This window comes from Baekduia sp. (genome assembly GCF_035318805.1).
Classification (GTDB): Bacteria; Actinomycetota; Thermoleophilia; order Solirubrobacterales; family Solirubrobacteraceae; genus Baekduia.
In genome coordinates, this window is the sequence record NZ_DATHDY010000010.1 from 116,019 (window position 1) to 136,043 (window position 20,025).

General features: G+C 70.8%; 15 protein-coding genes. All 15 read right to left on the reverse strand.

From position 1 onward, the window contains the following. Positions 1 to 114: 114 nt before the first annotated feature. Positions 115 to 2,214 (reverse strand): ABC transporter ATP-binding protein, encoded by a 2,100-nt coding sequence (locus tag VK501_RS01555; protein ID WP_324333937.1) that lies wholly within the window; start codon positions 2,212 to 2,214, stop codon positions 115 to 117. Beyond that, entirely contained in the window at positions 2,214 to 3,200 is a 987-nt protein-coding gene (locus VK501_RS01560; protein ID WP_324333939.1) for an ABC transporter permease, read from the reverse strand. Before VK501_RS01560 ends, VK501_RS01555 begins: the two co-directional genes overlap by 1 nt. Next, positions 3,200 to 4,078, reverse strand: a complete 879-nt coding sequence (locus tag VK501_RS01565; RefSeq protein WP_324333941.1) for an ABC transporter permease — start codon at positions 4,076 to 4,078, stop codon at positions 3,200 to 3,202. Before VK501_RS01565 ends, VK501_RS01560 begins: the two co-directional genes overlap by 1 nt. After that, positions 4,079 to 5,713 carry an ABC transporter substrate-binding protein gene (locus tag VK501_RS01570; RefSeq protein WP_324333943.1) on the reverse strand — a complete coding sequence of 545 codons (1,635 nt, stop codon included), beginning with the start codon at positions 5,711 to 5,713 and terminating at the stop codon, positions 4,079 to 4,081. It abuts the gene before it with no gap. Between the two features lie 35 nt (positions 5,714 to 5,748). After that, complete coding sequence (gene speB / locus VK501_RS01575) at positions 5,749 to 6,819, reverse strand: agmatinase (RefSeq protein ID WP_324333945.1); 1,071 nt, start codon at positions 6,817 to 6,819, stop codon at positions 5,749 to 5,751. Positions 6,820 to 6,958: 139 nt separating this feature from the next. After that, complete coding sequence (locus tag VK501_RS01580; protein WP_324333947.1) at positions 6,959 to 7,708, reverse strand: glutamine amidotransferase; 750 nt, start codon at positions 7,706 to 7,708, stop codon at positions 6,959 to 6,961. Between the two features lie 167 nt (positions 7,709 to 7,875). Continuing rightward, entirely contained in the window at positions 7,876 to 8,739 is an 864-nt protein-coding gene (locus VK501_RS01585) for an aldehyde dehydrogenase family protein (protein WP_324334116.1), read from the reverse strand. Positions 8,740 to 8,741: 2 nt separating this feature from the next. Beyond that, positions 8,742 to 10,217 carry an aldehyde dehydrogenase family protein gene (locus VK501_RS01590; RefSeq protein WP_324333949.1) on the reverse strand — a complete coding sequence of 492 codons (1,476 nt, stop codon included), beginning with the start codon at positions 10,215 to 10,217 and terminating at the stop codon, positions 8,742 to 8,744. Positions 10,218 to 10,221: 4 nt separating this feature from the next. Then, positions 10,222 to 11,109 (reverse strand): deoxyribose-phosphate aldolase, encoded by an 888-nt coding sequence (gene deoC / locus VK501_RS01595; RefSeq protein ID WP_324333951.1) that lies wholly within the window; start codon positions 11,107 to 11,109, stop codon positions 10,222 to 10,224. After that, entirely contained in the window at positions 11,106 to 12,056 is a 951-nt protein-coding gene (gene rbsK / locus VK501_RS01600) for a ribokinase (protein WP_324333952.1), read from the reverse strand. Before rbsK ends, deoC begins: the two co-directional genes overlap by 4 nt. Further along, complete coding sequence (locus tag VK501_RS01605) at positions 12,053 to 13,081, reverse strand: LacI family DNA-binding transcriptional regulator (RefSeq protein ID WP_324333954.1); 1,029 nt, start codon at positions 13,079 to 13,081, stop codon at positions 12,053 to 12,055. The genes rbsK and VK501_RS01605 overlap by 4 nt, the downstream gene beginning before the upstream one ends. 87 nt (positions 13,082 to 13,168) lie before the next feature. Continuing rightward, positions 13,169 to 13,645 carry a GNAT family N-acetyltransferase gene (locus VK501_RS01610; protein WP_324333956.1) on the reverse strand — a complete coding sequence of 159 codons (477 nt, stop codon included), beginning with the start codon at positions 13,643 to 13,645 and terminating at the stop codon, positions 13,169 to 13,171. A 21-nt stretch (positions 13,646 to 13,666) separates the two neighbouring features. After that, positions 13,667 to 16,639 (reverse strand): hypothetical protein, encoded by a 2,973-nt coding sequence (locus VK501_RS01615; protein ID WP_324333958.1) that lies wholly within the window; start codon positions 16,637 to 16,639, stop codon positions 13,667 to 13,669. Then, positions 16,636 to 18,750 (reverse strand): hypothetical protein, encoded by a 2,115-nt coding sequence (locus VK501_RS01620; protein ID WP_324333960.1) that lies wholly within the window; start codon positions 18,748 to 18,750, stop codon positions 16,636 to 16,638. The genes VK501_RS01615 and VK501_RS01620 overlap by 4 nt, the downstream gene beginning before the upstream one ends. A 308-nt stretch (positions 18,751 to 19,058) precedes the next feature. Next, positions 19,059 to 19,739 (reverse strand): hypothetical protein, encoded by a 681-nt coding sequence (locus VK501_RS01625; protein WP_324333962.1) that lies wholly within the window; start codon positions 19,737 to 19,739, stop codon positions 19,059 to 19,061. Between the last annotated feature and the right edge of the window lie 286 nt (positions 19,740 to 20,025).

A 20,025-nucleotide genomic window follows, 5' to 3' on the forward strand; every position in this document is an offset into this window, starting at 1 on the left:
TCCCCAGCAGCGGCCGCGTCGCTGCGGAAGGCGGGAGCGCCACCGAGCGAGATCGAAGACGTGCGAGAGATCCACGCCAGGATCGTACTCGCGGCTCACCTACACCCGGGCCGCCTAGTCGCGCGTCACGCTCGCCGTTCCGTCGAGCACGTCCTCGGCGAAAAGGCAGGCGCTGCGCCGCTCGGGGCCGACCTCGGCCAGCGGTGGATCCTGGGCGAGGCACGCGTCCCGGGCGTACGGGCAGCGCGGGTGGAAGCTGCATCCGGCCACGTCGCCGAGCGGGCTCGGCGGCTCACCGGCCAGGCTCGGCGCCAGTCGCCCCGGCTCGATGCTCGGGATGGCGGCCAGCAGGCCCTGGGTGTACGGGTGGGCGGGTCGCGTGAACAGCTCCTCGACCGGGCCCTGCTCGACGATCTCGCCGCGGTACATGACGGCGACGTCGTCGGCGATCCGGCGCGCGACGCCCAGGTCGTGCGTGACGACGAGCAGGGCGACTCCGAGCGTGTCGCGCAGACCCTCGAGGAGGTCGAGCACGCGGATCGCCAGCGATGCGTCGAGCGCGCTGACCGGCTCGTCGCAGATGAGCAGGCTCGGCTCGGCGGCCAGCGACCGCGCGATGCCGGCGCGCTGGCGCTGGCCTCCGGAGAGCTGACGCGGCTTTGCCCCGGCGGCCCGTGCGTCGAGCCCGACGCGCTCCAGCAGGTTCAGCGCCGCTGCCTTGCGCTCGCGTCGCGGCACGCCTCGGCGGCCTATCTGCTCTTCCAGCAGCTGCCCGACGGTCATCCACGGCGTCAGCGAGCTGCCGGCGTCCTGGAAGACGAGCTGGGGGCGCGCGGCGCCCTTGCTCCACACGACCTCGCCCGCGTCCGGCCGCAGGAGGCCGCAGGCCATGCGCAGGGTGGTGGTCTTGCCGCAGCCGCTCTCGCCGACCAGCGCGAGCACCCGCCCCGCCCCGACCGTCAGGCTCACGTCGCTGACCGCGTGCAGGGACTGGTGGCCGAACCCGAACCGTCCGCCGCGGGTCTCGAACGTCTTGCTCACGCCGCGCAGGATCAGTGCCGGCTCCGCCGACGGGTCGAGCGGACGCCGGGGCGTCGGCTCCGAGACGACCGCCTTCTCGGCGAGCGCGTCGTCGGTGTGCGGGTGCAGGCACGCCGCCTCACCGCGACCGTCCGCCGCGGGCCGCGGACGCAGGTCCACCAGCGCCGCGCTGCAGTCGTCGCGCACGTTGGGGCAGCGCGGGGCGAACGGGCAGCCCGGCGGCAGCGCCGTCGGGTCCGGCGGCGAGCCCTTGATCGCCACGATGGGCTCGTCACGCGAGGTGTCGACCGACACGCGCGCGCTCATGAGGGCGCGGGTGTACGGGTGGGTCGGGCGCAGGAGCACGTCGGCGGCCGGTCCGATCTCGCACATCCGCCCGGCGTAGAGCACCGCGATGCGGTCGGCGATCGAGGCGGCCACACCGAGATCGTGCGTGACGAAAAGGACCGCGCAGCCGTGCTCGCGCCGCAGCCGATCGAAGAGCAGGACGATCTGGGCCTGCACGCTGACGTCCAGCGCGGTCGTCGGCTCGTCCGCCACGATCAGTCGCGGCGTGCCGCGTTCGTCGGTGACGATCGTCGCCGGGAGGCGGGAGCCGTCGTCGGCCGTGGCCGGCCGGATACGCGTGGCCGCAGTGCCCAGCGCCATCGCGATCATCACCCGCTGGCGCAGCCCGCCGGACAGCTCGTGGGGGAACTGGCGCAGGCGCTTCTCCGGCTCCGGCACCCCGGCGTCGGCGAGGTTCTGGATCGCGTGCTCCTCGCTGATGCCGCGCTCGGTCAGCTGGTGGCCGATCCGCATCGTCGGATTCAGCGACGTGAGCGGGTCCTGGAAGACCGCGCCGAGCACCTGACGGCGCAGGCCACGACGCACGCGGTCCGAGCCCCCGAGCATGTCGACGCCGGCCACGTCCACGCTGCCGCCGAGCTGCACGCCCGACATGCCCGTGACGAGGCCGAGGATCGCGGACCCCAGGACGCTCTTGCCCGACCCGGACTCCCCGACCAATGCGATCACCTCACCGGGCTGGATGTCGAGCGACACCCCGCGCAGCGCGCGCACGGCGTCCTCGCCGGTCCCGAAGCTCACCGACAGATCGCGCACCGACGCCACCGGCGCCGCGTCGTCGCGGGCGGGCAGCGCGACCGGCCGCCGCATGGTGGAACGACTCATCACGAATCCTTCAGTCGTGGATCGGCAACGACCTGCAGCACATCGACCAGGGCGTTCACCACGACGTAGACCGCGCCGAGCACGAACGTCACGCCGACGATGGCGGGGAAGTCCGAATGCTGCAGCGCCGCGGCCGTATAGAGACCCAGCCCGGGCCACGCGAACACCGACTCGACCACGACCACCCCGGTCAGGAGCAGCCCGACCTGCAGGCCCGCCATCGACAGCGTCGGCGTCAGCGCGTTGCGCACGCCGTGGCGCACGAGCACCGTCCTCGCCGCCAGCCCCTTGGACCGCGCGGTGCGGGCGTAGTCCTGGCGCATCGCCTCCAGCAGCCCTCCGCGCAGCACGCGACCGATCGCGACGCCGGGGCCGATCGCGACGACCATCGCGGGAAGCAGGACGTGCCGGACGCCGTCCCAGAACGCCGACGGATCCAGATGCAGCACGCTCTTGACGAGCACGAACCCCGTCGCGGTGCCCCCGTTCGTCCGTCCGGACGCGGGCAGCCAGTGGAGCGTCGAGTAGAACAGCAGCACGAGCAGGATCGCGACCAGGAACGACGGCAGGGACGAGCCGCCGATCATGAGCACGCGCACCGCTCCGGACCCTCGGCCCTGCGATGCCGACCACAGCCCGAGCACGAAGGCGAAGATGGTGACGAACAGCAGCGAGACGACCGCGAGCTCGATCGTCGCCGGAGCGAAGCGCCCGACGTCGGTCAGCACCTTGTCGTGGGTGCGCAGCGAGACGCCGAGATCCGCGTGCGACAGCCGCTGGAGGAAGCGGTCGTACTGCACGTACAGCGGACGGTCGTAGCCGAGCTCGTGGCGCTTCTCCGCGATCACCTGCTTGCTGGCGCCACCGCCCAGCGTCGCTGCGACGGGATCGCTCGGGACCGCCGACTGGATGATGAACACGACGAACGTCAGGGCGACGAGGACGACGACCAGCGAGACCAGCCGTCCGAGGACGAAGCGGCCCATCAGCGCTCCACCAGATCCCGAACGGCGTCACCGGCGAAGTTGCCCACGAAGGCCACCACGAAGACGCCGACGGCCGGCAACACCGCCACCCACCAGCTCGAGAACAGGTAGGTGAGGCCGCGGGCGCTCATGGCGCCCAGCTCCGGCGTCGTGTCCGACGACCCGAGACCCAGGAACGACAGCGCGGCGAGCAGGAGGACGACGTTGCCGATGTCGAGCGACGCCGTGACCACGATCGGGCTCAGCGAGCCCGGGAGGACGTGGCGGAACGCGATGCGCAGGCGGCTCAGGCCGGCCAGGCGCGCGGCCTCGACGTGAGGTTGCCGCGCGGTCGCGCGGACCTGCCCACGGGTGACGCGGGCGTACCAGGGCCACCAGACCACCGCGACGCCGACGAGCGTGTGCTGGAGGCTCGGTCCCAGCGCGGCCACGACGGCGAGGACCAGCAACGGCCCGGGCAGCGCGAGGAACAGGTCGGTGAGGCGCATCAGCACGGCGTCGACCCAACCGCCGGCCATTCCTGCGACGAGCCCGATGACGCCGCCGATCGCGACGCCCGAGAGGATGATCACGAACGCCGAGAGCAGCGAGTTGCGCATGCCGTAGGCGATCCGCGTCAGCAGCTCGTGCCCCTGCTCGTCGGTGCCCAGCAGGTGCGCGCTGCCCGGCGGCGTGAGCGGAAGCCCCGCCAGGTCGAGCGGCCCGTGGGGCAGCAGCGGCGGCAGGACGAGCAGCACCGCGACGAGCAGCGCCGCTCCGATCAGGATCACCTTGTCGGCGAGCGGGGTGCTCCCCGCTCGCCGCCGCCGGCCGGCCCGCGATCCGCCGCCCATCCACGCCGGGCGGCGCGGAGGGGCGCCGGTGACCGACCCGATCAACTACTGACCGGCCTTCAGATCCGAGAGGACGAGGCAGGTCACGCAGCTCAGCTGATGCGTGAAGCCGGTGATCCCGGTCCGCGCGATGAACGTGTCCATCGGGTCGGCGACGGTGACGTAGTCGCCGGAGTCGTGGAGGATCGTGCCGGCCTGCACATAGTCGTCGGTCGCCTTGGCCGGATCGGTCTCGGCAAGGCCGGCGTCCATCTTCGCGTCGGCCGCGGGGACGGCTCCGCCCAGGTAGTTCAGCCCGGCACCCTTGTACATGTACGGCCGGCCCCAGGTGTCGGGGTTCGCCGAGTCCGGGTTCTCACTGCCGATGAACAGGTTGGGCGCGGCCTTCGGGTCCTTGGACGGGTAGGCGAACAGCGTCGCGACCGGGACCTCGTGCACGTTGACGTCGAGTCCCGCCTGGCGCAGCTCGTTGCCGACCTCCTCCGAGACCCGCTGGATGTCGGCGCCGTGGCCGGAGAGGTAGATCAGATCGACCTTGCGGTCTGACGACGGCAGCTTGGCCACCGCTGCCTTGAGCTTCGACGGATCGAGCGGCTGCGCGTCCGGCGCGAGGCTGGGCGCCAGCATGTACTTCGGGTACATCTGCGTCGACGTCGTGCCGTAGGCGCCGAAGAACGTCTTCGTGATCACGTCGCGGTTGATCGCCTGGCCGAGGACCTCACGGACCGCCGGGACGTTGAACGGCGGCCGGTTCGGGTTCACGTGGATCCACGTCTTCAGGAAGACGGGGAACACCTTGGTCTGGAACCCCTTCGTGCTCTTGAACTGGTCGACGGTCGTGATCGGCTGCTGATGCAGGATGTCGAGGTCGCCGCCCTTGAGCTGCAGGACCTGGCTGCCCGAGTCCGGCACCAACTTGAACACGATCTTCTTGTAGTACGGCGCCTGTCCCCACCACTTGTCCCACGCCTTGGCCGCGTACTGCTGGCCGAGCGTGAACTGCGTGAGGGTGTACGCGCCCGTGCCCGCGTCGTGCTTTCCCAGCCACGCCTGCCCACGGTCCGTGCCCTTGGCGTGCGCCTTGATCGCCGTCGGGCTGATCATCTTCACGCTGTAGGGCGAGGCGAGGTAGTCCATGAACGCCGACGTCGGGGCCTTGAGCGTGATCTTCAGCGTCGACGAGTCGGGCGTGGCGATCGACTTGATCGCCTGGACCTGGTAGTAGGTGCCCTGCTTGAGCGCGATGCGACGCTCGAAGCTCGCCTTGGCAGCCGCGGCGTCGAACGTGGTGCCGTCGTGGAAGAGCACCCCCTTGCGCAACTTGAAGGTGTAGACCTTCTTGTTGCTCGAGATGGTCCAGCTGGTGGCGAGCCACGGCTCGATCTTGGTGCTCGTGCCGGTCCCGTACTTGACGAGCCCCTCGTAGACGTTGTTGACGATCTCGAGCCCCGGGATGTCGTACTGGATGTCGGGATCGGGGCTCTGGATGTCCTCGTAGTAGCCGAGGTTCAGTGTGGTGTCGGACGCCGGCTTGTTGGCGCCGCCACCGCTGCCCCCGGTGGCGCCGGGACCGGTGGTGCCGCCTCCGGTGCCGCCGGGGCTCGAGCCGCCGCCGCACCCCGCGACCGCCAGGGCGCCGATGGCGACCGTGAGGCCGAGGATGTTCTGTGTCTTCGTCATTCGAGGAGCTCCTGGTGCCGGGGGGATTGGGCGACTTAGGCGGCGGGCGCGCCGGGGCCACCCGCCGCGCGTGGATCGAGGTAGCTGGACTCCTGGATACCGGCGCGGCGCATGGCCGTTCCGGTCAGCGCTTCGAGGACGCAGCGATGCGCCAGGAGCGCGGTGATGTTGTTGCCGACGTCGTAGGGCGGGCTGACCTCGACGACGTCCATGCCGACGATGCCGACCTCGTGCGTGATCCGCCGGACCGCGCGCATGATCTCCAGGCTTGTCAGCCCGCCGGGCTCCGGCGAGCCGGTCGCCGGCGCGAAGGCCGGGTCGACGGCGTCGATGTCGAGGGTGAGGAAGACGTGCTCGGCCGATGACGCCTTGGCCTCGGCGATCGCGTCGTCGAGCACGGTGTCGAAGCCCCGGGCCAGGATCTCGGCCATGTAGTGCGTCTTCATGCCCTGGTCCTCCATCCACGCCGTGACGCTCGGATCCGGCCAGTTGCCGCGAATGCCGATCTGGATGAAGTCCTCACCCTTCACGGTGCCGCTCTCGACGAGCTGGCGGATCGCCGTGCCGTGGTTGCCGACTCCCCCGTCGTCGGGCACGGGTGCGGTGTCGGTGTGCGCGTCGAAGTGGATCACCGCGACGTTCCCGGCGCCGTAGTGCTCGGCGACCGCCTTGACGTTGGGCCAGGTGATCCAGTGATCGCCGCCCAGGAGGACCGGCATCGCGCCCGCGCCCAGGATCTCGCCCACGAAGCGCTCGATGTTCTTCTGGGTGAGCGCAGGGTTGCCCGGCACCACGTCGGCGTCGCCGTAGTCGGTCATCGTCAGGTGGTCGAACGGATCGACGCGGACCATCTGCGACGGGCGGTTCAGCGGCGGCGACCAGGCGTTGTCGCACCGCCTGATCCCCTGCGGGCCGAGATGCGTTCCGGCGCGCGCGGTGTTCGTCCCGTCCCAGGGGATCCCCCCGATGGCGATGTCGATGCCCCCGGCCACCAGATCGGCCGGCGTGAGGCTCAACGGGAGCTTCAGGAAGGTCTGGATCCCGACGTACGACGGTTCCCAGTCGTAGCGAGTTACGCGCTTCGGGCCTGCGTTCTCAGCGTCCATGACGATCTGTCCAGTGGTTGAAATCGATTACAGAATTGCGGCGACCGGATCGGCTTGCCACCGACCCGGTGGGACTCGGCAGGCCTGCGTGGCGATCACGGCCGCGCCGCCTCCAGGGTCCCTCCGCCGAGCCGGCTCATCAGCTGGCCCCGAGCCAGCTCAGCAGCTGGCCCCAGAGGCGGCCGTAGTGCTCCCACGCGAGGAACTCCGGCGTCCCCCAGTGCGGCGAGCAGTCGGATGCGAAGGCGCCGACCCGGCCCTTCCCGTGCTCGCCGACGACCAGGAACGGATCTCCGGCGATCGTCATGAGCACGTTGCCGCCGTCCTTGGGCAGCAGGCGGTTGTAGCCGAGGAACCAGGGCCATTCGCCGTCGATCCCCGCGAGCACCTCGTGGTCGATCTCGACCGTGGGGACCACCCCTGCGGGTGTCTCGACGCGGTCGTCGCGGCCCAGCAGGCCGACCGGCAGCACGTCGGCCAGCGGCGTCATCTCGTAGTGCGCCTTGCCTTCCAGGCCGGAGAACGACATGTAGCCGCCGACCATGAGCAGGCCGCCACCGCCGTGCACGTACTCCCCGAGCATCCGGAGGCGATCGGGGACGCGCTGCCCGCGATCGAAGCCGTCGGGATGGATCTGCAGGGTGTCGGCCGAGATGTCGCTGAGGATCACGACGTCATACGCCGACGTCGCCTCGACGTCCCACGGGAACTCCTCGACCGCGGCGTGGTTCGGGATGTGGGTCACGGTGTGGCCGGCGGCTTCGAGCGCCGCGACGAACTCCGTCTGCCCTTCGCCGTAGGAGCCGACCGAGTAGGCGGAGAAGCCCTTCGTGTCGATCTTGTGGCTGATCCAGGTCTCGCCTGCGAGCAGGATGTTGCGGGGCGTCATCGGAAAGTCCTATGGGTCGGTTGCAGGGATCCGGCAGGAAGGGCACGGCAGTGGCACTCGCCCTTCTGCACGTCTCGCTGCTCATCGGCCCTGCGCTGATCGCTTACTGACATCGATTACACATGAGGCCCGCCAGCGTGTCAAGGGCCCACCGTCGAGGCCGCGACCTACGCCCCCACGGGGTGCCAGGCGGTCTTCATCTCGATCACTGCCTCGAGCCGTCCGAGGCCCAGCCGGTAGGCGTCCTCGCGGTAGTCGCCCAGCGGCGGCCGCGAGACGCGGGTCACGGACGCCGAAGCCAGGCGCCCGAGCTCGCCGCCGAGCGCCTCGTCCTGCCCGGCGTCCACGAGCGCGTCGACGTCGCGATGCGCGGCCAGCGCCGGGGCGATCTCGGCGGTCCGGCCGCTGAGCAGGCCGACGACCCCCGCCGGAACGTCCGACACGCCGATCGCCTCGGCCAGGTCGAGGCCGGTCAAGGGCCAGCGCTCGGACAGGCCGACGACGGCCACGTTGCCCGCGGCCAGGACCGGCACGAGCTCGGTCAGCAGGCCGAGCAGCCCCGGCTCCGGCGGCGCCACGACGGCCACGACGCCGGTCGGCTCGGGCACCGAGAAGGAGAGGTACGGCGCGGCCACCGGATTGATGCCGCCGAGGACGCCGGCCAGCTTGTCGCACCACCCGGCGTAGTACACGACCGTGTCGACGGCGAGCGCCAGCTCGGCGCGCGCCTGTCGCGTGCTGATCCGGCGATCCCGGACCGCCTGTGCGACGAAGCCGTCGCGGCGCGATTCGATCGCCTCGGCGAGCCGGTACAGGATCTGGGCCCGGTTGTACGCCGTGCGCTGCCTCCAGCCTGGAAGCGCCTTGCGCGCGATCCGCACGGCGTCGCGGACGTCCTTACGGGAGGCGCGCGGGACGTTCGCCACGTGGTCGCCAGCGTGGTCGGCGACCGGATCGCGGCGGCCTGACTCGGAGCGCACGAACGAACCTCCGATGTACAGCTTGTAGGTCTTGTCGACGTCGAGTCGCATGCTCACGTCACCGACACGTAGGGACGCAGGCCGGCGGCCCCACCCTCGCGCCCGAACCCGCTCTCCTTGAAGCCGCCGAAGGCGGCGGTCGGGTCGAAGCGGTTGTAGGTGTTCTGCCAGACGACGCCGGCCTGCAGCGCAGCGGCGACCTCGAAGGCCTTGGAGCCCTTGTCGGTCCAGATGCCCGCGGCCAGTCCGTACAGGGAGTCGTTGGCCTTCTCGATCGCCTCTTCCTGGGTGCGGAACGTCAACACCGAGAGGACGGGGCCGAAGATCTCGTCGACCGCCACGCGGTGGGCCGGGGAGACGCCGGTGAACAACGTCGGAGGGAACCAGAACCCGCGGGAGGGCAACTCGCACTCGATCGAGCGGCGCTGGGCTCCCGCCGTCTCGCCCGCCTCGACGAGGGTCTCGATGCGCGCCAGCTGGGCGGCGGAGTTGATCGCCCCCACGTCGGTGTTCTTGTCGAGCGGGTCGCCGACGTTGAGGAGGCTCATCCGCCTCCAGAGCTTCTCGACGACGACGTCGGCCACGCTCTCCTGGACGAACAGCCGGGAGCCGGCGCAGCACACGTGACCCTGGTTGAAGAAGATGCCGTTGACGATGCCCTCGACCGCCTGGTCGAGCGCCGCGTCCTCGAAGACGATGTTGGCGGACTTGCCGCCGAGCTCCAGCGTGAGCGGGCGCTGTCGACCGGCGAGCTCGGCCTGGATCCCCCGGCCGACGGCGGTCGACCCCGTGAAGGCGACCTTGTCGATGCCCGGATGGCGGACGAGCGACGCACCGGCCGCGCCGTCGCCCGGGAGGACGGAGACGACGCCCGGCGGAAGCTCCGCTTCCTGGCAGATCTCCGCGAGCAGGAGCGCCGTGAGCGGCGTCGTCGGGGCGGGCTTGAGGATCGCGACGTTGCCGCAGGCGAGCGCCGGTGCGAGCTTCCACGCGGCCATCAGCAGTGGGAAGTTCCACGGCACGATCTGCGCGGCCACGCCGTGCGGACGCGTGTCGCGGCCGGAGAACGCGTACGGCAGCTTGTCGGCCCAGCCGGCGTAGTAGAAGAAGTGCGCAGCGGCGAGCGGCACGTCGATGTCCCGCGACTCCTTGATGGGCTTGCCGCCGTCCATCGTCTCGACGACGGCCAGCTCGCGCGTGCGCTCCTGGATCAGCCGCGCGATGCGATACAGGAACTTCGAGCGCTCGACCGGAGCCAACCGCGCCCATCTCCCCTGGGCCGCGCGCGCGGACTCGACCGCGCGATCGATGTCGGCCGGTCCCGCGACCGCGACGTCGGCCAACGGCTCCTCCAGCGCAGGGTTGACGGTCGCGACCCGCGCTCCGTCCCGCGGCGCGGTGAACTCGCCGTCGATGAACAGGCCATAGGAGTCGGCGAGCCGCACGTGGTCGGTCGACTCGGGCGCAGGAGCGTAGTCCCAGGACGACGGCGCGGCGGTCGCTGCCGCGCTCGCTTGATCGGCGCTCATCCGGCTACTCCTTCGAGAAGTCTTCGGGCCGGCCGTAGCGGCCGGTCGTTGCCTTGGCGTATTGCAAGAGCAGGTCGTTGAGCAGTGACGACGCGCCGAGGCGGAAGCGCTCCGGCGTCAGCCATGCGGTGCCGAGCGTCTCGCGAACGAGCACCAGTTGGTGGAGCGCCTGCTTGCTGGTGCTGACCCCACCCGCCGGCTTCATGCCGACGACGCGTCCGGTCCGATCGACGTGGTCGCGGATCGCCTCGAGCATGACGAGCACCACGCCCGGAGTCGCCCCGGCGCTCGCCTTGCCGGTCGACGTCTTGATGAAGTCGGCGCCGGCGTCCATGGCGAGCATGGATGCGTGACGCACGTGGTCGTAGGACCCGAGCTCGGCGGTCTCGAGGATGACCTTGAGGTGCGCCGCGCCGCAGGCGTCCTTGATCTGCTCGATCTCGTCGACGACGCGAGCGTCGTCGCCCGTGAGATACGCCCGGCGTGAGATGACCATGTCGACCTCGTCGGCGCCGAGCGCGACGGCCTGGCGGGCTTCGTCGAGGCGGGTGTCGAGCGGCGTCTGACCGGCGGGGAATCCCGTGGCGACGGAGGCGACGCGAACGTCGCTGCCGGCCACCGCCGCCCGCGCCGCGCCGACCAACTCGGGGTACACGCACACCGCGGCGCAGGCGGGGACGTCGGGATGCCCGGGCGCCGGAGCCATCGCCTTGGCGGCGATCGCCCGGACCTTGCCGGGCGTGTCGCTTCCCTCCAGCGTCGTGAGATCGATCATCGAGACCGCGAGGCGAATGCCCTGCTGCTTGGCCTCGCCCTTGATCGAGCGGCGGCCGAGCATCGCGGCACGCTCGTCGACCCCCACGCGGTCGACCCGGGGCAGCCGGCGGGTCATCCGGTCGCGGCCGGTCTGTGCGCTTCGACGGCTTCGCGGGTGGGGAACGACGTCTGCGTTCCGAGCGCGGTCGCGCTCAGCGCGCCGCACAGGTTGCCCAACTCGAGCGCTGCGCCGACGTCGAGGCCCGAGGCCAGCGCGAAGCTCAGCCCGCCGACGAACGCGTCCCCCGCCCCGGTGGTGTCGACGACGTCGACCGCCGGCGGCTCGCGCCGCACCATCGCGCCGTCGACCAAGGCGATCGCGCCGCGCTCGCCGAGCGTGACGATCAGACCGCAGCCCCACTCCCGCGAGGCGCGACGCACCTCGTCGTCGGTGGCCTCGGTGCCCCACAGCAGGGCGAACTCCGTCTCGTTGGGCACGACCCAGTCCGCCAGCGAGAACAGCTCGATCGCCGAAGCCCGGGCCGGCGCGGGGTTGAGGATGGTGACGGCGCCCCAGGAGCGTCCGATGCGCAGCGCCTCGGCGACCGCCTCCTCGGCGATCTCCAGCTGGCACACGACCACGTCCGCCGCAGGAAGGTCGGCGATCTCGCTGCGCACGTCGGCCGCCGTCAGCGCCTGGTTGGCGCCCGGGACGACGATGATCCGGTTGGTGCCGTCGGCTTGCACCCAGATCGGGGCGACGCCGGTGCTGTGGCCCTCGACGACCTTGACCGTGCTCGTGTCGATGCCCTCCGCACGGAGGTTCTCGAGCGTCATCGGGCCGAACGTGTCCTGCCCGACACGCCCGACGAAGGTGACGTCGGCACCCAGCCGGCGGGCCGTCACGGCCTGGTTGGCCCCCTTGCCGCCGAACCCCTGCTGGAAGCGCGAGCCCATGACGGTCTCACCCGCCGCCGGCAGAGGGTCGGCATACGCGACCAGGTCGATCATCGACGATCCCACGACGACGATGCGTGGGCTACGCGCCGCCTCACCGCCCATCGTCGTCTCCTGCCTGCTCATCGCCGGCGCTTTCCGGCCGGCGCGGAGACGGGCGCGCACGACCCGCGGACGGTCAGCGAGACGTCCATCACGATCCGGGTCGCCTCCCGCGGCGCGCCGTCGTCGGGCTCCTCCAGGCGCCGGAGCAACAGGCGCATCGCCAGGGCGCCCTGGGCTTCCGTGGGTCGCGAGATGCAGGTGAGCGGCGGCGTCAGCAGCGCACCCAGGTCGAGATCGTCGAAGGCGATCAGCGACACCTCGTCGGGCACCCGGATGCCCAGCTCGTTCACCGCCCGCAGAACACCGATCGTCATGAGGTTGTTCGCCGAGAAGATGGCCGTCGGGCCGGGGCGCGCGCCGAGCAGGCGGAGTGCCGCCTGGTAGCCGCCCTCCGTCTTGAACCGGCCTTCCTCGTCGTGGGCGGGATCCATCACGATCCCGGCGTCGGCGAGCGCGTCGACGAAGCCGGCGTGGCGCTCGCGGCCGGGGGTGGTGTTGAGCGGACCGCCGATCATCGCGATGCGCTCGTGACCGAGCTCCAGCAGGTGCTCGGCCGCCAGCCTGGCCCCACCCGCGTTGTCGACCACGACGCTGTCGAAGGCGTGGACGTCCTCCGCCTCGCGGTCGACGAGCACGACCGGGATGCGCGACTGCTGCAGTTCTCGGGAGGGCTCGGACTGCTCGGTCGCGGGAATCAGGATGAGGCCGTCCGCGCGGCCGGCAAGCTCGACGAGGACGTCGTGCTGCCGCTCGGCGCTCTCGTCCGTACCGGACAGGAACACGTGGTAGGGCCCGTCGAGCGTGACGTCCTGGATGCCCTTGACCACGGCGGCGTAGTACGGGTTGGTGATGTCCGGTACGACGACGCCGATCGACCGTGTCCGGCCCGAGCGGAGGCTGCGGGCCATGGCATTGGGGCGGTAGCGCAGCTCGTTGCAGGCTTGCTCGATGGCCACGTGCTCGCGCACGCGGTGGCCGGCGAGGTACCGGGAGACTGACGCGGTGGACACTCCGGCGAGCCGGGCAACATCGGCGATCGTCGTCACGGATGCCCACTGTAATCGTTGTCTGTTACCGCTGTCAAGCGAGTCCGTCGCCGTGGGCCGCTCGCGATCCTGCCGCCCTGGGGGCGCTCAGATCTCGCGCTCGTAGACGAAGCTGAGGGGGCCGTCGGCATGACCCTCGCGGTTGGTGAAGCCGAGGCTCTCGTAGAGCGCTCGCGCCGCGACGTCGTCCTCACTGGTGCCGAGATCGATGTGGTCGGCTCCCGTCTGGCGGGCGACGTCGATCGCCGTCTCCATCAGTGCTCGGCCGAGACCCTGCCCGCGCCGCCCGGGGACGACGTAGAGCTCCGCCACATAGCACTCGAGCGCCTGGCTCCAGATGGACGGACGGAAGCGCAGGACGGCGACGCCGTCCGGGCCGGCCCCGCCGAGGAGCACCGCCGTGTCGCCCGCGGCGAAGAGCTCGCGGATGCGCTCGGCGAGCCGCTCCTGTCCGGGGCTGGGCTCACCGAACTCCGTGTTGAAGTCGTGAAGTAGCCGCCCGATCGCTCCAGCGTCCGACGACGTCGCGCGGCGAACGGCAGGGTCGGCGTGCTGGGGCGACATCCGTCAGAACGTATCGCTGAGCTACCTGCTCCCGCTGCCGGAGAGCAGCGAGGCTGTCACGGCCTTGGCCCTCTTCGCGCCCTTCGGGATGAACGACGCCCTGACGCTCGTCGGACGCGCCCGGCCCGTCCGCTTCGCGACGACCGTCGCGACCGTCGAGGAGGTGAGCGTCCGCGTGGTCGTCTTGATGCCCTTGCCCGAAACGGTGACCTTGCCGGCGCCGAGACCGCCGATCTTGACGGTGACGCTCTTGGCTCCGACCGTCTTGCTGATGACCTTGAGCGGACAGGCCGACGTCGCGATGGTGACGTCGTCGGCGACGACCCTCCCATTCTGAGCGTCCATGGTCAGGTCGGCGAGCTGGGTGGCGTTGCACACGCCGGCGCCGGTGATCACCAGAATGCCCTCCTTGCCGCCGTTGAGGTTCAGCGTGAAGCTGCGCACCGGCGTGTCGGGGATCTTGCCGAAGGTGGTGACGAGCTTGCCGTCGACCACCGCCGTCGTCGCGCGCAGCACGAGCTGCACGCCACCGCCCTGGAGCACGATGGCCAGCGTCGGCAGCGTCCTGATCGGACGACCGGTCTTTGGGTCGACGCGGATGTTCTTGATGAAGTAGACCGGCCCGGACAGCGGCTGGTCGAGGACCGGCGTGACCGCCGTGGCCGTGCCGACGATCGAGCGCGCCGGGCAGTCGGGGATCGTCTTCGCCCCGGCCTCGAACGTGCAGAGGCGGTCCGACTGGGCGTTGTCGGGGTCGAGCGCGAGCGCGAGCGGCAGCTCGGCGGTCATCTTCTGCAGGTTCGCCTGCCCGGCCCCCTGGGTCACCGATGCGGAGAGCGCCGGGTGCTTGCCGTCCGTCGTCTGCCCCCTGCCGCCGAGCGCCAGGCTGAGCTTCGGCGCGAACGAGAGCGCCGCGCAGTTGGCCACCTGAAACGTGCTGGCGGGGCTGACCAACGCGCCCGAGACCGAGTGCAGGTTCGCCGTGATCGTCGACGGCGTGCAGTTCGTCGGCGTCCGCATGAAGCGGTCCCGATCGAGCGTCACATTGACCGTGCGCAGCCGCAGCGGCACGCCCTTCACAATCGTCGGAAGCGGATCGCTGACGGCCGTGACGTGCGCGTCCACGGGGTCGATCCGCAGCGCGACCCGAACCACGACCGTCCCGAGGTCGTACGGACCGGCGACGGCGCGGACGACGATCGAGAGGCTGTAGGGCGCGCTCTTGTACGGGCCGGCGAGGAACACCTTGCCGGCAAGCGCCAGCGGTTGGCCGCCGGAGCCCGATTCGACGGTCGTCGTGCCGATCTGGGTTGCGGGATCGCAGAAGCCCGCGGAGGCCGGGAGCTCATCGCACCTCGGCACCCCGGCGAGGAACCCGAGCAGGCCGGACGGCAACGCCATGTCGATCGCCGACAGGTCCTGATCGCCGTCGTCGCGACGGAGCGTCATCGCGAACGGCGTGAACTGGCCGGGGCCCGCGCTCAACGTGCCTGCCTCGAACGCCGGAGCGAACCCGCCCGTGCACCCGCTGATGGCGAACGCATCGCCAGGCGTGGCGGTCGAGCCGTCCCACGCCGTCAACTGCGTGGCCGTCGACTTGGTGCCGCAGCTCTGCGGGTTGGCTAGCGGCGCCCGATCTCCGCCCTTGAAATGCAGATGGAGGCGGCTGAACGGCAGCTGCGGCGCGTCGTCGAACACCGTGGTGAGCTGACCGGTCCGCTCGTCGGGCTCGACGATGCCGGGGAGCTTCACAACGATGCCGCTCCCGCGGGCGACGATGAAGATCCTGAACAGGTGCTCCGGTGTCGGCGAGCCGACGACGATGTCCCCCTGCAGGGGCTCGGCAAGCAGCGGGGTCGTGATGGACACCGTCCCCACCTTCGACGCGTCAGGGCACGTCGGCTCGTTGCGAGTTCCCAACGCGAGCTGCGCGTCCGAGCATGCCTCGAGCCCCGCCGCGGATGCCGGCGAGATCGCCACACCTTCCGGCAGCGTCATGACCGCCCTGCGCAGCTGCGGCGTGCCGAGCGAGGCGATCGACTCCGGCTGCGGCACCGCGACGTCGACGTCGTAGCCGGACGGCTTGTCGGCCTGGGTCACCACCGGGCGCATCGTGATCTCGGGCTGGAACCTGAGCCGGTCGCAGCCCGTCAGCGTCGGCGACGTCGACCGGGCCGTGACCCAGCGGTCCCGGTTCTGCCAGGAGCGCGTCGTGACGGTCGTGGTGACCGGCTCGCAGCGCGCCGGCATCGTCAGGAACGGGCGCTGTTCGCCCCCGCTGGGCGTGTTGGGCGCGCCGGCGGTCGACATCCGATCGGGGTCGTGTGCCGGATCCGATGGGGTGCCCCAGAGGGTCAGCCTCGTCGCATAGACCGGCAGACCCTGGTTCAGGTTCGACAGCGTGGCCTGGAGGCCGTAGTCGCTGTCGCTGCGCACCGCGATCGAGATCTTGACCAGCGGCCCGATGACGAACGCCGCCAGCGCAGCGGGCTCGCCGTCGGCGGCCACCATGTTGTAGACGGGCACCGTGAAGAAGCTGGAGGGATCCGAGCTGTCGGGCTGGAGCTGGAGCCGGAGGAGCCCCACCTGGGCGTCAGGGGCGCAGTAGGCCTGGGTCGCGACCAGCTGCGCCGGAGTGCACGTGGCGATCGCCTTCGGGTTCCCGTAGAACCCGGTCGGGAGGTCCACCCGCACGTCCTTGACCTGCTCGTCCGGCGACATCCTCGGCGAGGAGACCGGGTCGGGCGCCGTGTTGAACACCATGTCGGTGACGAGGTCGGCGTGCGCCCCGGCCTGGGTGACCGGCGCGCCGCTCGCGTCCTGGAACGTCGCGCTGAAATGACTCAGTCCATAGTCCGCGCGGGCCGCCCCCGGGGTCAGGAGCAGCACGAGGGCGACGGCGAGCGCGCTCGCCAGCAGGAGCCGGCGACCACCGTCGTGATGGGCGATGTTCATCATCTTCGTTGCACTCCTGGTGGTGACGATGGTGGTCATCGCTGCGCCGCGACGAGCGTGAGGGTCGACTTCTGGACGTTGGCGACGCCTGCGAGCCGCGCCTCGATCGTCACCTTCAGGCGACGGTGCCGGGCGAGCGCGGTCTTCGCGCTGCGCGTCAGCGTCAGCCGCAGGTGCACGGTCGTCGCCTTCGTCGTGCGGACCGTGCGGCTGGCCGACGCCAGGGTCACCGTGCGACCGCCCACCGCCCCGCGGACGCTCACCGACACCTTGCCGCCGCCGCTGACGCGGACGGCCAGCGTCGCCCGTCCGGTCCGCGCGAGCTGAGCGCGGCTCCTGGCCGTCAGCGCGGTCAGCTTGATCGTCATCTTCGGCGGCACCACCGGCCGCTCGGCGTTGCCCTGCCCTGAAGGCGACGAGCTGCGGATGCCCGGCAGCACCGGGCGCGCCGGCACCGGGCCCTGGCAACCGTCATCGGTGCAGCCCGGCTTCGATGACGGCGGCTCGGGAAAGCCGCCACCGCGACGAGCGTCATAGAGATCGAGCAGGCCGCCGTCGCCGTCGGATGACGTCAACCGGTCGCGCGTGGTGAAGAACACGTCGCGACCGTCGTCGCCGTTGTCGGCCATGAAGGCGTCCGCATCGCTGCGCCCCGAGGTCAGCAGCGTCGTCGTGCCGTGGTCGAACTCGTAGATGTCGGCCGCCGGGCCGAGGTCGTCGCGGACGATCCGGTCCTTCGAGGCGAAGAACAGCACGCCGTCGTCCGTGATGTTGCGCGTCGCCGTGAACGCCGGCTGGAGCAGACCGGGAAGCTGGTCGTCGAGGTTGGCGTCGCCCTCAGAGCCCACTCCGTCCGGGCGGCACGAGGCGCACACGAGCGACCCCGTCTCCGCGTCGTACGCATAGAGCGCGGTATGGCCGTTGTTCGGCGCGCCTCCCAACGACGAGGTCGTGCGCAGCACCGCGTACCGGCCGGTGCGCGAGACCCGCGCGACGGTCTCGCCGAAGCCGACGGTCGCCACGAACGTCGGCGTTCCACCTGAGAAGACGTAGACGTTGGGCTGCCCGGCCTGGGCATCTGCGGTGAACGCGACCGGCGAGACGAAGTAGAGGTGCGACAGGTCGTCGGACGCGATCGCGCTGCCGAGCTGCAGCCCGCCGGGATCGTTGGCGGCGACGAGCAGCGTGAGCGATCCCGCGTCGATGTCGTACCGGTAGATCCCTCCGCCCGCCGGTGCGGCGTCGGTCAGCTGATCGGGGCTCTCGAACAGGGCGACCGAGCCGTCGTGGCTCGCGGCGATGAACGAGGCGGCGTGCATCGTCCCCACGTCGCCGGTCCGTTGCGACGCGGAGATCGGCACCGTGTGGTCGTCGTCGCGCAGGTAGATCGGCGCCGGGAAGCTCTGGCTGTCGTAGAAGAACGCGCGGCGACCGTCGTCGGACACGCTGTGGCGCCCGCCATGCGCGACGCGGGTGCCGAGGAACACATTGTCGTTGAGCCCTCGCTGCCACGGGTACGCGGCGCTGGTCGGGTTGGCCGCCGGCGTGCCGTCGGGCAGGACGGACACGAGGCGGGTCCCGGTCGCGTCGTTGACGTACAGCGCGTCGTTGGGGGCGCCCGACAGGATGGGGCCGAAGTGCACCTCGAACGTCACGCGCTGCAAGTCGTGCGACGCGCCGACGAACGTGGCGGCGGTGGGCGCGCGATCAGGCAGCACGTCGGGCTTCGACAGCCAGCGGTACGCCTGGGAACCGACGTCGAACGCGTACAGGTCGTCGAAGTCGCCGTCCAGGTCGTCGGGGTCGCTGGGGCCGCCGCTGTGCTGCACTTCGCGGCTGAGATCGCGCGAGAACGCCGCCGGCCAGTTGATGCCGAGGGTCTGCGGGCCGCGGACGACGGGAATCGTGCCGTCCGTGCGCTGCCATCCGCCGGTCGTCCGGCGCGCGACCTCGGTCGACGCCACGACCGCGCCGGAGACCTCGTCGCTCGTGGCAAAGGTCAGGAACGCCACGGCACCACCGTCGTCCGTCGCGGTCGGGACGCGCGGGATCTCGGACACGTTGATGTCCGGACCGTTGACCAGCTCGTACCCGCGCCCGTTGGACGTCTGGGCGGCGGATGCCGCCGGGACCCAGGCTAGGCTGAGCATTCCCGCCGACAGCGCAGCCGTGACGCCGAGTACTGAGGTTCCACTCGTGCGAATGCGTCGCAGGGACCGGAATCGTTGGACCATGACCTACCTTCCGATATCGCCGGGCCCGGGCCCCGGAAACCAGACTGGACGCGGCGCCCGCCACGCTTCGGACGACTAAAACACACCAATGGTTCTGATGTCAAGCGGCGGTACGCGCGGCGACCATCGACCCCGCGCCACCCGGTGGCAGACGGCGCGGACGGGCCGGCTTCGAGCGAAGCCGACCCGCCGCGGATCCCTGGTCAGACGAGCGACTGCGACCGCTACGCCGTGGTGTTGAAGGCGATCAGCTGTCCGTTGTACGTCCCGGACGTCGCCCGGATCGACGTGTAGGTGGCGCTGAACGTGCCGCTGCTCGAGCAGCCGAAGCTGCTCGAAGGCGACGCGGCCTGCGACACGGCGACGCTGCTGTACGACAGCGAGTTGGACGTCGTGGTGCCGGACGCGGGCGAGTAGCTCAGGGTGCCGGGGACAGCGCTCGCCCGGAAGTAGCAGTTGCCGCCGGTGCTCAACGCGCACTTGACCGTGACGGTCGTGTTGAGGACGGTGCCCGTCGTGTTGGTCGAGAAGGACGCCGAGTTGTTGGCATCCGAGTAGAACGCGCAGTCATGCACGTTGATGAACGGGATGCTGTCACTGCAGGCCGACGTCGACGGGCTCCCGAACGACAGGTTCTGGAGCGTCCCCGACAGGTTCGTGGCCGGGTTGGCGCTGGTCAGGGTGCCCGAGAATGCCGAGGTCGTGCACGTGACGGTGCCCGCGCTCGTGGTGAGAACAGCGTTGCCGGACAGGGTCGACGTGCCGAGCGTATTGCCTGTCGAGAGCAGGTTGCCGGTGCTGTTCCCACCGTGCGCGTACACGCTCGCCGAGGCCGAGTTCGCGCCCACCCCGATCGCCCCAAGTGCGGCCAGCGCCGCAAGAAGCACCGGCTTGCGAATGAACATTGATACACCCTCCTGACTGACGCGCATATGCGCGCAACCAATTGATTGTGGACAGGCGGCGAGGTCGCGCGCCCTGCGACAGAGCCCGCGATCCCGCGGTTGGGAGCAACGCACCCAACAACACCACGGTTAAACACGCAACTGGCTCCATAGTCAAGGCTTGGTGAGACCGGGTCCTTGTCAACTGGCCTAGCGACCGAAAAGGCCGCGGTGGAATGTGCGCAGTGCCGCTGTTCGATGTCAGACTGTGATCATTGTCGAACCGCGCAGTTCGGTCCTCGCGCGG

Bases quoted from the DNA above. Each gene is read 5' to 3' on its own strand.
- deoC (WP_324333951.1), bottom strand. From the start codon at position 11,109: ATGACCCGCCGGCTGCCCCGGGTCGACCGCGTGGGGGTCGACGAGCGT.
- VK501_RS01585 (WP_324334116.1), bottom strand. From the start codon at position 8,739: ATGCGACTCGACGTCGACAAGACCTACAAGCTGTACATCGGAGGTTCG.
- VK501_RS01625 (WP_324333962.1), bottom strand. From the start codon at position 19,739: ATGTTCATTCGCAAGCCGGTGCTTCTTGCGGCGCTGGCCGCACTTGGG.
- VK501_RS01570 (WP_324333943.1), bottom strand. From the start codon at position 5,713: ATGACGAAGACACAGAACATCCTCGGCCTCACGGTCGCCATCGGCGCC.
- rbsK (WP_324333952.1), bottom strand. From the start codon at position 12,056: ATGAGCAGGCAGGAGACGACGATGGGCGGTGAGGCGGCGCGTAGCCCA.
- speB (WP_324333945.1), bottom strand. From the start codon at position 6,819: ATGGACGCTGAGAACGCAGGCCCGAAGCGCGTAACTCGCTACGACTGG.
- VK501_RS01620 (WP_324333960.1), bottom strand. From the start codon at position 18,750: ATGCTCAGCCTAGCCTGGGTCCCGGCGGCATCCGCCGCCCAGACGTCC.
- VK501_RS01580 (WP_324333947.1), bottom strand. From the start codon at position 7,708: ATGACGCCCCGCAACATCCTGCTCGCAGGCGAGACCTGGATCAGCCAC.
- VK501_RS01590 (WP_324333949.1), bottom strand. From the start codon at position 10,217: ATGAGCGCCGATCAAGCGAGCGCGGCAGCGACCGCCGCGCCGTCGTCC.
- VK501_RS01555 (WP_324333937.1), bottom strand. From the start codon at position 2,214: ATGAGTCGTTCCACCATGCGGCGGCCGGTCGCGCTGCCCGCCCGCGAC.
- VK501_RS01610 (WP_324333956.1), bottom strand. From the start codon at position 13,645: ATGTCGCCCCAGCACGCCGACCCTGCCGTTCGCCGCGCGACGTCGTCG.
- VK501_RS01615 (WP_324333958.1), bottom strand. From the start codon at position 16,639: ATGACCACCATCGTCACCACCAGGAGTGCAACGAAGATGATGAACATC.
- VK501_RS01560 (WP_324333939.1), bottom strand. From the start codon at position 3,200: ATGGGCCGCTTCGTCCTCGGACGGCTGGTCTCGCTGGTCGTCGTCCTC.